We start from the raw sequence: 12,315 nt of genomic DNA on the forward strand, positions 1-12,315 counted from the left end.
CGCGAAAAGCGCTTGGATTTCTTTGTTATTTTCCCCATTATAGTGTAAAATGTAGGAAACAAAGCTGTAAACAAAAGTGGGGTGTGAGGATATGGATTCAAAAGATCAAACAATGTATTACAATTTCGGCGATGATTCCATTGAAGAAGATGTGAAGCGGATCATGAAAGAAGTGTATAACGCTTTGCAGGAAAAAGGCTACAATCCAGTTAATCAAATTGTTGGCTATCTGCTTTCAGGCGATCCTGCTTATATTCCAAGACACAACGATGCAAGAACATTGGTGCGCAAACTGGAACGTGACGAAATCATTGAAGAATTGGTAAAATCTTATATGAAGACTCACCAATCCGACGCTAAATGAGGGTCATGGGCTTAGATGTCGGCTCAAAAACAGTCGGTGTCGCAATCAGTGATGCGCTTGGATGGACAGCACAAGGCATTGAAACTATTGCCATCAACGAAGCTGCCAAACAATTCGGGTACGATCGCGTAAAAGAACTCGCGCAAGAATATGAAGTGTCGAAAATCGTGGTCGGCCTGCCGAAAAATATGAATAACACATTAGGTCCTCGTGCGGAAAGCTCAAAAAAATACGCAGAGGTCTTAGAAAAAAGAGTACAACTCCCAGTAGTACTGTGGGATGAACGGATGACGACTCAGGCCGCTGAACGCACACTTCTTGAAGCAGACGTTTCAAGAGGGAAGCGCAAGAAAGTGATCGATAAGTTGGCAGCTGTGATGATCTTGCAGTCCTACTTGGATACAAATAATTAAAAGAGGTGAAAACATGGCAGAGGAACACAACCATAACCATGCGCATAATCACGAGGAAAACTTGATTTGGATCACAAATGAAGAAGGAAAACAAGAAGCATACGAAATTTTATTTGATTTCGATTCGGAAGCATTTGATAAATCTTACGTTTTGTATTTCCCAGCGGATGCGAGCGAAGACGATGAGATCGAGATTCTCGCTTCTTCTTATATTCAAGATGAAGAAGGAAATCAAGGTAAATTAGAACCAGTTGAAACAGATGAAGAATGGGATATGATCGAAGAGATCCTTGCTACATTCCTCGCAGATGAAGAAGGCGAAGAAGAATAATCGGGCAGCAAAAAAGCTACGCAGACCAGTAACAGGTTGCGTAGCTTTTTTCGTTTTTGGATCAAGCAGCAGGTCTTCTTCTCTTCCATAGTTTATATAAGCCATAAAGGACTAAGAGAATAACTGCGATCAGCATCAAATAACTGATCGGCCGCATGTATTTCTCTACGGCGCCCCAGTGGGAACCGAGCGAGTACCCAAGCCAAGTCAGCATAAGGTTCCAGGGAATACATCCTAGCGTTGTGTAAATCACGAATTTATATATATTCATTTTTCCGATTCCGGCTGGTAAGGAAATGAAAGTCCGGATCACCGGCAACAATCTGCCGAAAGATACAGTAGCTGCACCATAATGTTCAAACCAAAGCGCTGATTTTTCTAAGTGACTGGCATTTAAGAAAATAAACTTACCATACTTCAAGATAAAGGCTTTTCCGCCATATTTCCCCACATAATAAGCAAGAAGCGAACCGAAGAGATTCCCGAGTGTGCCCGCGATGACGACAAGTGCGATGTTTAATTTCCCGGCTTCCGCCATGAATCCGCCGAAGAGCATGATAACCTCACTGGGTAGCGGAATACATACACTTTCGATCGTCATCCCGAGAAAAATCCCGAAATGTCCTAATGTGTCAACAAGCCAGAGTGTGAAAGTTTGTAATAGATGAATAAGTGAATGTAACACGATCAAGGACTCCTTTTAATAAAATCACAGCTTAATCATTATACCGAAAAAAAGCGAAATCGTCATCACTAGATTGCCTTGCTAATTCTAAATATTAATTAAAGTTTTGAAGAAACATAGCAATTTACCGCGAAAGTCTGTATAATAAATAGGGAATTTGCTGAGAGAAAAGAGGTCTATAATGGAAAAGAAAACGAGCAAAATCATCACCGTGGTCATCGTTAGCATCGTCGTTTTACTTCTTCTCATCGCTGGTATCAGTTATTTTTATGTAAAATCAGAATTAGACGCAAAATCACCAGACAGCGACAAAAAAGTAATTGTGGAGATACCAAATGGTGTTAGCAGTAAACAAATTGCTGAACTGCTTGAAAACAAAGATGTTATCAGCAGCGCAAGGATTTTTTCTTTTTATGTCAAATATAATAATAGTAATCTCAAAGCTGGTAATTATCAATTATCACCGTCCATGAGTGTTGATCAGATCGTAAGCAAGATCCAAAGTGGCAAAACGGTCCCGCCAGAAAAATTGGTTATTCCGGAAGGGTATACAGTGGATCAAATCGCCAGTCGCATCGCTGAGTTCGAGCCAAAACTTTCCAAAAAAGCGGTTCTGAAAACGATGGATGATCCTGCTTTTGTAAAAGAAATGATCGCGAAATATCCGGATATGCTCAGCAAAAAAGTATTACATAAATCCGTTCTTCATCCACTGGAAGGTTATTTATATCCAGCTACCTATGAATTCAAACAAACCCATCCAACCGCAGAACAGATCATTGAAGAGATGTTGAAAGCAACTAGCGTCAAGATCACGGATTATGCACCACAGTTGAAAAAGCAAAAGAAATCTGTCCAAGCGTTTTTAACAATGTCTTCTATTATTGAAAAAGAGGCGACGCAAAATACAGATAGAGCAAAGATCGCGAGTGTCTTTTATAACCGAATCAAAGTGAAAATGCCGCTACAGACAGATCCTACTGTCCTTTATGCACTTGGAAAGCACAAAACAAGGACTTATTATAAGGATCTGGAAGTGGACTCGCCTTATAATACCTATAAAAACACTGGATTGCCTCCTGGCCCTATCTCTAATAGTGGCGTCACTTCCATGGAAGCAGCACTTCATCCTGCTAAGACGGATTACTTGTATTTCTTAGCGAATAGCAAAACACATAAAGTTTATTTTTCTAAAACGTTAGAAGAACACAATGCTTTAAAAGAAAAACATATTTCACAAGGAAATTGATTGAAGGAGAATGACAATGGACGACTTGATTCGTACCTATTTGCAAGAACAAATACCCGCACGTCATCCGTTTTTTCAGGAAATGGAGAAACGGGCAAAAGAAGACGGCGTTCCGATCATGGAGCCAGATTCATTAGAGACCATGCTGATGATCATGGAAATCCAACAACCGAAACGCATTTTGGAACTGGGAACCGCGATTGGCTATTCCGCGCTCCGCATGGCAGAACGGTTACCGCATACAGAGATCATTACGGTGGAACGCGATCAAGAGCGCTATGATCAAGCCATCGAAAATATCAATACTTACGGAGCAGAAGACCAGATTCGTGTCGTGTTTGCTGATGCCTTGGAACAAACGGAAGCTATCTTAGCGCATGGGCCATTTGATGCGATCTTTATCGATGCAGCCAAAGCACAATACGAAAAATTCTTTACTCTTTTCACTGCTAGGCTGATAGATGAGGGTGTTATCTACACAGATAATGTGCTTTTTAAAGGCTTAGCATTAGAACTTGAACCCGATTTGCAGAAGAAAAGACGTGTTGCACGGAAAATGCGTGAATTTAATCAATTTTTAACGGCTCATCCTGACTTTACAACCAGTTTCATCCCCTTGGGCGATGGATTAGCGATTACGAAGCGAAAACAAAAAGGGAGCCATGATAATGAATAAGAATAAGAAACCGATCGTGGTAGGAGTAACAGGCGGCTCTGGTTCCGGGAAAACGACCGTGACAAAAGCTATTTATGATTACTTTCAGGGACACTCTATCCTCATGCTGGAACAAGATTATTATTATAAAGACCAATCGCATTTACCGATGCAAGAACGCCGGAAAACGAACTATGACCATCCGCTTGCCTTCGATACCGATCTCTTGATCGAGCATTTGAAAATGCTACTCAACTATGAGACAATAGAAAAACCAGTGTATGACTATACCATCGATACACGCTCCTCAGAAGTAATCATTCAAGAACCAAAAGAAGTGATTATTCTGGAAGGGATCTTGATTCTGGAAGATCCGCGTCTTCGCGAGCTAATGGATATCAAAGTATATGTCGATACGGATGACGATATCCGCTTTATACGCCGGCTCACCCGTGATATCAATGACCGCGGCAGAACAATGGAGTCTGTCATCGATCAATATTTGTCAGTTGTCAAACCCATGCATAATGAATTCATCGAACCTACTAAAAAATTTGCAGATATTATTTTCCCAGAAGGTGGGAAGAACCGCGTGGCTATTGACTTGATGACAACGAAAATAGCATCGATCCTGCAAGCAAAATAACCGCATTTTCAAAAGATATGCCTTTCTGCTTGTCAAATGGCAGAAATTACGGTAAAATTTCCCTAGTGAAAATTGAAACGTTTGCTTACTGGAAGAGAAAACGATGGATGATTCTCACATAAGGTAAATATTCATTTCAAAGTGCGGAGTAGCCTCCGTGCTTTTCTTGCAATAAAGAAATAATGTGTATATAAAGGAGAGAACTAGATTGGCTCAAGAAAAAGTATTTCCAATGACCCTGGAAGGGAAAGCAAAATTAGAAACAGAATTACATGAATTAAAAACGGTAAAACGTAAAGAAGTTGTAGAAAGAATCAAGATCGCTCGCGGTTTCGGTGATCTATCAGAAAACTCCGAGTACGATTCTGCTAAAGATGAACAAGCATTCGTAGAAGGTCGCATCACAACCCTGGAAAACATGATCCGCAATGCGCAGATCATTGATGCTTTAGATGCAAGCAACGATTTAGTGACACTTGGTAAAACAGTAACCTTTACGGAAGTTCCTGACGGAGACGAAGAAGCTTACACGATCGTCGGTAGCGCCGAAGCAGATCCATTTGAAGGACGTATCTCTAACGATTCTCCAATCGCTAAAGCACTTTTAGGACACAAGATCGGCGAAGAAGTAGAGATCCAAACCCCTGGCGGCGAAATGACAGTTAAGATCATCGCGATCAGCGCTTCTTAATCAGCTTTCGTGCTAGTGGATATAAAGGCGGTGAATACACGTGGCAAATAGCAGACAAACAAAAAACAAACGCGTTTCGCAAAATATGGTGGATGCTTCCAGACAAGAGCAAAATACGAAGCGTAAAAAAACCAACTTGATATTAAATATCTTGATTATTGTCGTCGCACTATTGATCGTTTTAAGTTTGTGGTTTGTTTTATTTACAACGAATAAAAAGGAACAAACTCCTTCCAATACCAAAACAGCATCTTCTGTTAAAAATAAAGAAGATGCTGTAGGTGTTTCTAAGAAAGAAAAAACACCTGCAAAAGAGGAAAAAGCAAAAGAAGAAACAAAGACCGAAAAAAGTGATGATCCTAATGTCTCTGAAGTGATCACGAAAAACTGGCAAGCGGTCAAAACGGAACAAACCGGTCAACACATCAATTCGTATGACTCCAGCAGTGTTGATTGGAAAGAAAAGCTGGAAGCAGCAAGCGAAGGTGCAGACATCTCGCGTGACGATATGTCTGTCTGGTTTGTGGAACATGGTAAAAAGCCAGCAACGGAAGCAATTACCACGGTTTCTAAAAAAGAAACGCCTGACAAGGCTTTCCGCGTTTATCTGTCTTGGAAAGACAACGAAGGTTGGGCAGCCACAAAAGTAGAAGTATTGAAAACAAATGATAAACGATAAAAAAGAATGGGACTGCGTCTAAGTGCCATTCTTTTTTTAAGGAGGAAAATTATGCAACGAATCGGAATTATCGGTGCTATGCAAGAAGAAGTAGCACTACTAAAAGAAAAATTAGTACATAGAGAAGAAATCGTCCTTAAAGGGGCAACTTTTTATAAAGGTTATATCCATGACAAAGAAATCATCTTGCTTCAATCTGGGATCGGCAAAGTGAATGCTGCAATCGGTACTACGATCCTTTGTCAAAACTTTGAACCAGAAATGATCATCAACACTGGAACAGCAGGAGGAGTGGGTTCGGAACTTTCTGTTGGTGATATCATTATTTCTGATCAGCTGACTTATGGCGATGTCGATGCCACTGCTTTCGGTTACGAATTTGGCCAAGTACCACAAATGCCAGCTTTTTATCGAGGTAGTGAAAAATTAGCGAGACTAGCGCAATCGATCTATAACACTGCTTTGGAAGAAATTGGCAACAAAGCTTATTACGGTTTGATCGTGACAACAGATTCCTTCATCTCTAACAGCGAACAAAAACAGGCTATCCAGCGGCAATTCCCTGCTGTACAGGCGGTAGAGATGGAAGCAACCGCAATTGCCCAAACCGCTTCTCATTTTGAGATACCATTTGTTATCATTCGCGCGATTTCTGATACAGCAGACGGAAAAGCAGCAGATTCATTTGATACATTTGTCGAACTTGCTTCTAAACAATCCGCGTCTTGTATTTTGAAATTGTTGGAGGAATTGGCTTGAATAGGCAGTGCCTGTGAATGAATCAATAGGAGGAAATGGACATGCAAAGTTGCTAGTTATGCAGATAAAACTTTTTGGAATAGTAGCCATGCTTATAAAAAAAATAAGCACATTAAATATAAAGTTTCCACTGCTACAATGAATAAGAATCCGAATTATTGTTCTAAAATGGTATTTCAATCATATTATTATGGAAGCGGAAGTATAAATGCAATCGAGCCAGCAATGGCCGGCTTAGATTGGATTTCCCCATCTATGATTCCACGAACATTTACAGCGAAATACTATCCTAAGAAAATAGGAACCTACTAAGGAAACGAGGTTTATTATGAAAAAAATAGTAATCGGAATTATTGTAGTTGTCGTGCTAGTTATTGGGGGTTCTTATGGTTATTATTATGGGAACATGTGGTATCTCAAAGCTAAAGCCAAAGTTCCTATTGAAAAAGCAGTCAAGAGTATGGACATCCCTAAATCAGACCTTTATGTCATTAAAGATAATACTTATTATACGGCCGATTCTGTGGATGATGTGTATAAAATAATTACCACGAAAAGTGATTATAAGCAATGGGAAAAGCTGGTTCTAAGACGAGATAAATATTTTGATGGTACTAAGTTGAAGAACAAACGGGACTTAAATAAAATAGAAAATTGTGAGATAACATATTATATTACTTACGAAAAAAACACTAAAAAAGCAACTATTGATTATGTTCTAGCTGGTAACAGTATTAGTAAAAAAAGTGAAAAAAATATTTTCATTACTTTAAAAAATAAATAGTTAAATTTTATGTGTTCATTCCAAGCGACGGAAATATAAAGTTATTGTTCACCTAAAATAAAAGCAAAAAAGAATCACATGGAAACACCATTTTCGAAAATGGATTTCATGCGATTCCTTTGTTATTTGACTTATTGAGTCTTATGATTTCAAAGATAAAGCCATCGCTGTAATGGATAATTATCTATCGGTACAATAATAATGGAGTTTAATTTGTGACGTAAGCAGAGTATGACTATAAAAAACTGTCTGAAAAATTTTTCGTATTTTTCGTTCGAAAGATTGATGTAGGAGCTTGGCACAGCTTTTAAAAAAACAGGAAAGAAAGATCTTCTTTCCTGTTCTCTATTCTAGTCTCAAAGCTCACTCGTAAGCTCTAAAAATTCATCTACATCTTTTGCTGCTGTCTGAACAGCATTTTCCCAGAAAGCGGGTTCTGTCAGATCAACACCTAAATGCTTCTTAGCTAATTGTTCTGTCGTCATCGCACCAGTATCGCGCAAGAGGGCGATATATTTATCTTCGTAGCTTGTGCCTTCTTCTAAAGCGATATGATAAATGCCTAGCGAGAACAAATATCCGAATGTATACGGGAAGTTATAGAATGGCACGTCGGCAATATAGAAATGCAATTTCGACGCCCAGAATTGCGGATGGTATTCATCAAGCGCATCCATATAAGCTTCGCGTTGTGCTTCTTCCATTAATGCATTCAAGCGGTCAACGGAAAGGACACCTTCTTTTCGCGCTTCATAAAAGCGAGTCTCAAATAAGAAACGTGCATGGATATTCATGAAAAACGCAATACTGCGGCCGATTTTATCTTCTAATAATGTGATCTTGTCTTCTTTTGTCGCCGCATCTTTTACCGAAGCATCGGCAATGATCATTTCTGCAAATGTAGAAGCTGTCTCTGCGACATTCATTGCATAATCCGTATTTTCAAAAGCCTCATCTCGGATCACGTGTGAATGGAAAGCATGACCTAATTCATGTGCAAGCGTAGCGACTGTTCCAGGCGCTCCATCATACGTCATGAATATCCGGCTTTCTTTTTCAAGTGGGAAATCGATACAAAAGCCGCCGGGACGCTTGTTATCTCGGTCTTCTGCTTCGATCCATTCTTCCTTGAATGCGTATGCAGCGAATTTCGCCATTTTTGGACTGAATTTGCCAAATTGTTCGATGATAAAATCAGCGCCTTCTTGGTAGCTGTATTTTTTAGGCTCACCAGAGAAGACAAGGGGCGCCTCCACATCGTAGAAGCTTAACTTTTCAAGTCCCAAGATTTTTGCTTTTCTTTCAAGGAAAGTGACGAATTTAGCTTTATGATTGTCAATGACTTGCCACATCGTATCTAAGGTTTTTTTATCTAAGCGGTTGTAATCGAGCGGTTCGGCATGGATATCTTCCCAGCCACGCAACTGATACGTTGCTAAACGGAATCCAGCTAAATGATTGAGCGTGTCGCCGAATAAGCGGCTGTTATCCTGCCATGCTTTCGTATACGCGCGAAATACTTTTTCTCGTACAGCACGATCCGGGTGATTGAGCAGGTTAAGTGCTTGCCCCGCAGAATATTCTTTCTCCTCGCCATCTAGATTGACTGTAACACGTACTTTGCCGACGATCGTATCATAATGATCAGACCAACCACGGTAGCCATCGACGGATAAACTATTGATAGCGGCTTCTTGTTCCTTGCTGCCTTTTTTCTTGCGGTTAGTGCGTGCTTCGTTCAAAATAAACTGGATCTCATTCAATCCGTTTTCGTTCAGTAGTCTTTCCCAAACATCATCACGGATCGAAGCGAATTTGTCATACCAATCATCTTCTGCTGTATGCAAAATCGAAAAATATTCATAAACGAGCGAAGCGAGCTCGTTCGCTCGTGTGTCGTTCACATCTGCTGAAGCAAGACACTCTAAAAAGTTACTGCTATTAAGAAGCCCTTTTGTAATATCAGCATGCTGATTGACCAATAATAAGAATTCCACGGAATCTTCTTTTCGAGTAGGGATCACCCAATCTTTTATATGTAGTACAAAGCTGTCTAAATCGCTTTTTAACGCTGCAAGACTTTCTTTTAATTCTTCTGAACCGCTTCCTCCTGAATAAATCGCGTCCAGGTTCCAATTCAAAGAATAGGAATCACTCATCTTTATTCCTCCCTTCATAATAGGCCTATTATAGCATTTTTTTTCAAAAGGAAACTACTAAAACCCTAGGAAATACGGAAATTTGACATTTTAGGAGGGAATTGTGATAAAATAATGTAATCATATGAATAAATGAGGTGCCAATGAAGTGCTAAAACAATTTTCACCAGACAAAATGTTAAAGACTCCGTTTGGAATAACAGCAGAACATCTTCGTGAGATGGGGAAAACAACTATTTTGACTGATTTAGACAATACCCTGCTGGCTTGGGATCAGTTAGATGCGACCGATGAAGTCATCAACTGGTTTACGATCTTAGAAGCAGAGGGGATCAAAGTCATGATCCTATCCAATAATAATGAAATGCGGGTAGAACGCGTAGCGAAAGCAGCACGGATCCCTTTTTTGGCAAAAGCAAAGAAACCATTAGCTGGCAATTTTAAAAAAGCGATGGAGGCACTTGATGCAACGCCGGAAGAAACGATCATGATCGGCGACCAGATCATGACAGATATATGGGGCGGGAACCGGCAGCAACTTTATACGATTTTCGTGAAGCCAGTAAAAGAAACGGACGGCTTTATTACAAAGTTTAACCGTATGATGGAACGAATGATCTTAAAATCACTTCGTAAAAAAACAAATCTAAAGTGGGAGGATTCACTTTGACAGAAGAATTAAGATGTATTGGCTGTGGAGCCGTTATTCAAACCGAAGATCCTGAAAAGATCGGCTATGCGCCGAAATCTTCGTTAGACAAAGATACGATTATCTGTAGACGTTGTTTTCGTTTAAAGCATTATAATGAGATTCAAGATGTCTCGCTTACAGATGATGACTTCTTAAAGATCTTGAATACGATCGGAGCAAAAAAAGCGCTGATCGTCTATGTTGTCGATATCTTTGATTTTGATGGCAGTTGGCTACCGGGATTGAACCGTTTTGCGGGTGATAATCCGGTACTATTAGTCGGCAATAAAGCAGATTTGCTGCCAAAATCGTTGAAACACGACAAATTGATAAAATGGATGCGTGGCCGTTCGAGAGAGCTAGGCTTACAGGCAAAAGATGCTGTTCTCGTCAGTGCAGAAAAAAATACTGGCTTTGATGAACTGTTAGATACGATCGACGACTTGCGAGGCGGAGAAGACGTTTATATCGTTGGTTGTACAAATGTCGGGAAGTCCACATTGATCAACCAGATCATCAAACGTGCTTCCGGTGAGAGCAATGTGGTGACCACATCGCAATTCCCTGGAACAACACTTGATAAGATCGAGATCCCGCTTGCAGACGGCAAATTGCTTGTCGACACACCAGGGATCATCAATCATCATCAAATGGCTCATTTTGTTTCTGGAAAAACATTGAAGTTAATGATGCCGAAAAGCGAGATCAAACCGCTTGTTTTCCAATTAAACGAAGAACAAACACTTTTCTTCGGTGCGTTGGCACGTTTAGACTATGAGAGCGGCGGCCGGAAATCATTTGTCGTTTACATGTCAAATCAACTCAAAACACACCGTACGAAATTAGAAAAAGCGACGCAGCTTTATGAAACACAAGCCGGTGAAGTATTAGCACCGCCGACAAAAGAAGAAATCGCGGACTTGCCCAAACTTGTTCCGTATCAATTCCAATTAAAAGAAAAACAAGATATCGTCTTTTCTGGATTAGGCTGGGTAACGGTTCCTGAAGGCAATGCAAAAGTCACTGCCTGGGTGCCAGAAGGAGTCAATGTCAGTATTAGACGTTCGCTTGTGTAGTAAAAGAGGTCAACAATGGAAAAATATGCAGTGATCGGCAATCCAATCAATCATTCCTTATCGCCAAGTATGCATAATGCTGCTTTTCGATCAGAAGAGCGTGACGCCAATTACGAAGCGATCCAAGTTTCTGTGGAAGCTTTCGATGCTGAGATCGCCCATCTACTCGCTGGCGATTTTAACGGTTTTAACGTCACCGTTCCTTTCAAAGAACGTATCATTCCGCATTTGGATGAACTAAGCCCCTTTGCCAAACGTTGTGGGGCTGTGAATACAGTTATCAAAGCTGATGGAAAATGGCTTGGTGACAACACAGATGGTGCTGGCTTTATGGAAGGATTACACGAGATCAAAGCAGTCACGAGTGAAGACCGAATCTTGATCATCGGAGCAGGCGGGGCAAGCAAGGCCATTTACTTGGCATTAGCAGATGCATCGCCACAGCAGCTCGTCATCGCCAATCGTACAGTAGAAAAGGCAGCAGCTATGGTACAGAAAACACACGAAGCATGGTCGCTTGCAAAAGCAGAAAAATATTTGGCTGATTTTACGATCATTATTCAAACAACGTCGATCGGACTGCCAGCGTCTAAAAATGAAACACCGATCCAATTGACAAATTTACAAGCGGGCACTGTGGTGGTCGATATCATCTATAATCCTGCTGAAACTGCTTTTCTAAAGCAGGCAAAGACAAAAGGTGCGGTCATCCAAAATGGTCTGCCGATGTTTAGCGGTCAAGGAGCATTAGCTTACCAACGCTGGACGGGACATATGCCCAACCTTGAAGTAATGAAAAAGAAGCTATTAGAAGAACTAGGAGGACAATCATCCCTATGATTTCAGGAAAACAAAAGCGCTACTTGCGCAAAGAAGCACACAAGTTAGAGCCGATTTTTCAGGTTGGCAAAGGTGGCGTCGTGCCTACCATGATTACGCAATTGAATGATGTTTTAGAAGCACGTGAACTTATCAAAGTTTCGATTTTACAAAATTGTGACGTACCGAAAGAAGAAGTGGCAGAATTGATCACCTCACGAACGCACGCAGAACTAGTTCAGATCATCGGCCGAACGATCATTTTGTATAAAGAATCAAAGACTAAAAAGCAAATCATCTTGCCGTCGTAAAGG

16 protein-coding genes are annotated in these 12,315 nt (G+C 40.5%); 14 read left to right on the forward strand and 2 right to left on the reverse strand.

From position 1 onward, the window contains the following. Positions 1 to 91: 91 nt before the first annotated feature. The 3 genes from HMPREF0556_RS03950 to HMPREF0556_RS03960 are packed head-to-tail and all read left to right on the forward strand — an operon-like array spanning position 92 to position 1,108. Complete coding sequence (locus tag HMPREF0556_RS03950) at positions 92 to 364, forward strand: IreB family regulatory phosphoprotein (RefSeq protein WP_003755748.1); 273 nt, start codon at positions 92 to 94, stop codon at positions 362 to 364. Then, complete coding sequence (gene ruvX, locus HMPREF0556_RS03955) at positions 361 to 777, forward strand: Holliday junction resolvase RuvX (protein ID WP_003755750.1); 417 nt, start codon at positions 361 to 363, stop codon at positions 775 to 777. The genes HMPREF0556_RS03950 and ruvX overlap by 4 nt, the downstream gene beginning before the upstream one ends. 13 nt (positions 778 to 790) lie before the next feature. Then, positions 791 to 1,108, forward strand: coding sequence for a DUF1292 domain-containing protein (locus tag HMPREF0556_RS03960; protein ID WP_003755752.1), 318 nt, complete (start codon positions 791 to 793; stop codon positions 1,106 to 1,108). 61 nt (positions 1,109 to 1,169) lie between these two features. Here HMPREF0556_RS03960 and HMPREF0556_RS03965 read toward each other — a convergent pair whose 3' ends face one another. Then, complete coding sequence (locus HMPREF0556_RS03965; protein WP_003755753.1) at positions 1,170 to 1,793, reverse strand: DedA family protein; 624 nt, start codon at positions 1,791 to 1,793, stop codon at positions 1,170 to 1,172. Between the two features lie 181 nt (positions 1,794 to 1,974). Here HMPREF0556_RS03965 and mltG point away from each other — a divergent pair, with 181 nt between their 5' ends. From mltG to HMPREF0556_RS04000, 7 genes are all read left to right on the forward strand, one after another. After that, complete coding sequence (mltG, locus tag HMPREF0556_RS03970) at positions 1,975 to 3,042, forward strand: endolytic transglycosylase MltG (RefSeq protein WP_003755755.1); 1,068 nt, start codon at positions 1,975 to 1,977, stop codon at positions 3,040 to 3,042. A gap of 16 nt (positions 3,043 to 3,058) precedes the next feature. After that, complete coding sequence (locus HMPREF0556_RS03975) at positions 3,059 to 3,718, forward strand: O-methyltransferase (RefSeq protein WP_036104006.1); 660 nt, start codon at positions 3,059 to 3,061, stop codon at positions 3,716 to 3,718. Then, entirely contained in the window at positions 3,711 to 4,343 is a 633-nt protein-coding gene (gene udk, locus HMPREF0556_RS03980) for a uridine kinase (protein ID WP_036104008.1), read from the forward strand. Before HMPREF0556_RS03975 ends, udk begins: the two co-directional genes overlap by 8 nt. Positions 4,344 to 4,551: 208 nt before the next feature. Continuing rightward, positions 4,552 to 5,034 (forward strand): transcription elongation factor GreA, encoded by a 483-nt coding sequence (gene greA / locus HMPREF0556_RS03985; protein WP_036104011.1) that lies wholly within the window; start codon positions 4,552 to 4,554, stop codon positions 5,032 to 5,034. 40 nt (positions 5,035 to 5,074) lie between these two features. After that, positions 5,075 to 5,713 carry a DUF1510 family protein gene (locus tag HMPREF0556_RS03990; protein WP_003755762.1) on the forward strand — a complete coding sequence of 213 codons (639 nt, stop codon included), beginning with the start codon at positions 5,075 to 5,077 and terminating at the stop codon, positions 5,711 to 5,713. Between the two features lie 51 nt (positions 5,714 to 5,764). Then, entirely contained in the window at positions 5,765 to 6,472 is a 708-nt protein-coding gene (locus HMPREF0556_RS03995; RefSeq protein WP_040486457.1) for a 5'-methylthioadenosine/adenosylhomocysteine nucleosidase, read from the forward strand. 328 nt (positions 6,473 to 6,800) lie between these two features. Beyond that, entirely contained in the window at positions 6,801 to 7,256 is a 456-nt protein-coding gene (locus HMPREF0556_RS04000) for a hypothetical protein (protein ID WP_003755765.1), read from the forward strand. Between the two features lie 356 nt (positions 7,257 to 7,612). Here the strand turns inward: HMPREF0556_RS04000 and HMPREF0556_RS04005 are convergent, their stop codons facing one another. Continuing rightward, on the reverse strand, positions 7,613 to 9,415 hold the full coding sequence (locus HMPREF0556_RS04005) for a M3 family oligoendopeptidase (protein ID WP_040486458.1): 1,803 nt from the start codon (positions 9,413 to 9,415) through the stop codon (positions 7,613 to 7,615). A 148-nt stretch (positions 9,416 to 9,563) separates the two neighbouring features. On the opposite strand from HMPREF0556_RS04005, the gene HMPREF0556_RS04010 reads away from it, so the two are divergent. The 4 genes from HMPREF0556_RS04010 to yhbY are packed head-to-tail and all read left to right on the forward strand — an operon-like array spanning position 9,564 to position 12,312. Next, positions 9,564 to 10,085, forward strand: coding sequence for a YqeG family HAD IIIA-type phosphatase (locus HMPREF0556_RS04010; RefSeq protein WP_003755770.1), 522 nt, complete (start codon positions 9,564 to 9,566; stop codon positions 10,083 to 10,085). After that, positions 10,082 to 11,182, forward strand: a complete 1,101-nt coding sequence (yqeH, locus tag HMPREF0556_RS04015) for a ribosome biogenesis GTPase YqeH (protein WP_003755772.1) — start codon at positions 10,082 to 10,084, stop codon at positions 11,180 to 11,182. The genes HMPREF0556_RS04010 and yqeH overlap by 4 nt, the downstream gene beginning before the upstream one ends. 15 nt (positions 11,183 to 11,197) lie before the next feature. Continuing rightward, positions 11,198 to 12,022 carry a shikimate dehydrogenase gene (aroE, locus tag HMPREF0556_RS04020; RefSeq protein ID WP_003755773.1) on the forward strand — a complete coding sequence of 275 codons (825 nt, stop codon included), beginning with the start codon at positions 11,198 to 11,200 and terminating at the stop codon, positions 12,020 to 12,022. Beyond that, on the forward strand, positions 12,019 to 12,312 hold the full coding sequence (gene yhbY / locus HMPREF0556_RS04025) for a ribosome assembly RNA-binding protein YhbY (protein ID WP_003755775.1): 294 nt from the start codon (positions 12,019 to 12,021) through the stop codon (positions 12,310 to 12,312). The genes aroE and yhbY overlap by 4 nt, the downstream gene beginning before the upstream one ends. The last annotated feature ends 3 nt before the right edge of the window (positions 12,313 to 12,315 follow it).

The organism is Listeria grayi DSM 20601 (assembly GCF_000148995.1).
Classification (GTDB): Bacteria; Bacillota; Bacilli; order Lactobacillales; family Listeriaceae; genus Listeria; species Listeria grayi.

Excerpts from the sequence above, each read along its gene's own strand:
- HMPREF0556_RS03950 (WP_003755748.1), top strand. The coding sequence starts at position 92 with ATGGATTCAAAAGATCAAACAATGTATTACAATTTCGGCGATGATTCC.
- ruvX (WP_003755750.1), top strand. The coding sequence starts at position 361 with ATGAGGGTCATGGGCTTAGATGTCGGCTCAAAAACAGTCGGTGTCGCA.
- HMPREF0556_RS03960 (WP_003755752.1), top strand. The coding sequence starts at position 791 with ATGGCAGAGGAACACAACCATAACCATGCGCATAATCACGAGGAAAAC.
- mltG (WP_003755755.1), top strand. The coding sequence starts at position 1,975 with ATGGAAAAGAAAACGAGCAAAATCATCACCGTGGTCATCGTTAGCATC.
- HMPREF0556_RS03975 (WP_036104006.1), top strand. The coding sequence starts at position 3,059 with ATGGACGACTTGATTCGTACCTATTTGCAAGAACAAATACCCGCACGT.
- udk (WP_036104008.1), top strand. The coding sequence starts at position 3,711 with ATGAATAAGAATAAGAAACCGATCGTGGTAGGAGTAACAGGCGGCTCT.
- HMPREF0556_RS03995 (WP_040486457.1), top strand. The coding sequence starts at position 5,765 with ATGCAACGAATCGGAATTATCGGTGCTATGCAAGAAGAAGTAGCACTA.
- HMPREF0556_RS04000 (WP_003755765.1), top strand. The coding sequence starts at position 6,801 with ATGAAAAAAATAGTAATCGGAATTATTGTAGTTGTCGTGCTAGTTATT.
- HMPREF0556_RS04005 (WP_040486458.1), bottom strand. The coding sequence starts at position 9,415 with ATGAGTGATTCCTATTCTTTGAATTGGAACCTGGACGCGATTTATTCA.
- aroE (WP_003755773.1), top strand. The coding sequence starts at position 11,198 with ATGGAAAAATATGCAGTGATCGGCAATCCAATCAATCATTCCTTATCG.
- yhbY (WP_003755775.1), top strand. The coding sequence starts at position 12,019 with ATGATTTCAGGAAAACAAAAGCGCTACTTGCGCAAAGAAGCACACAAG.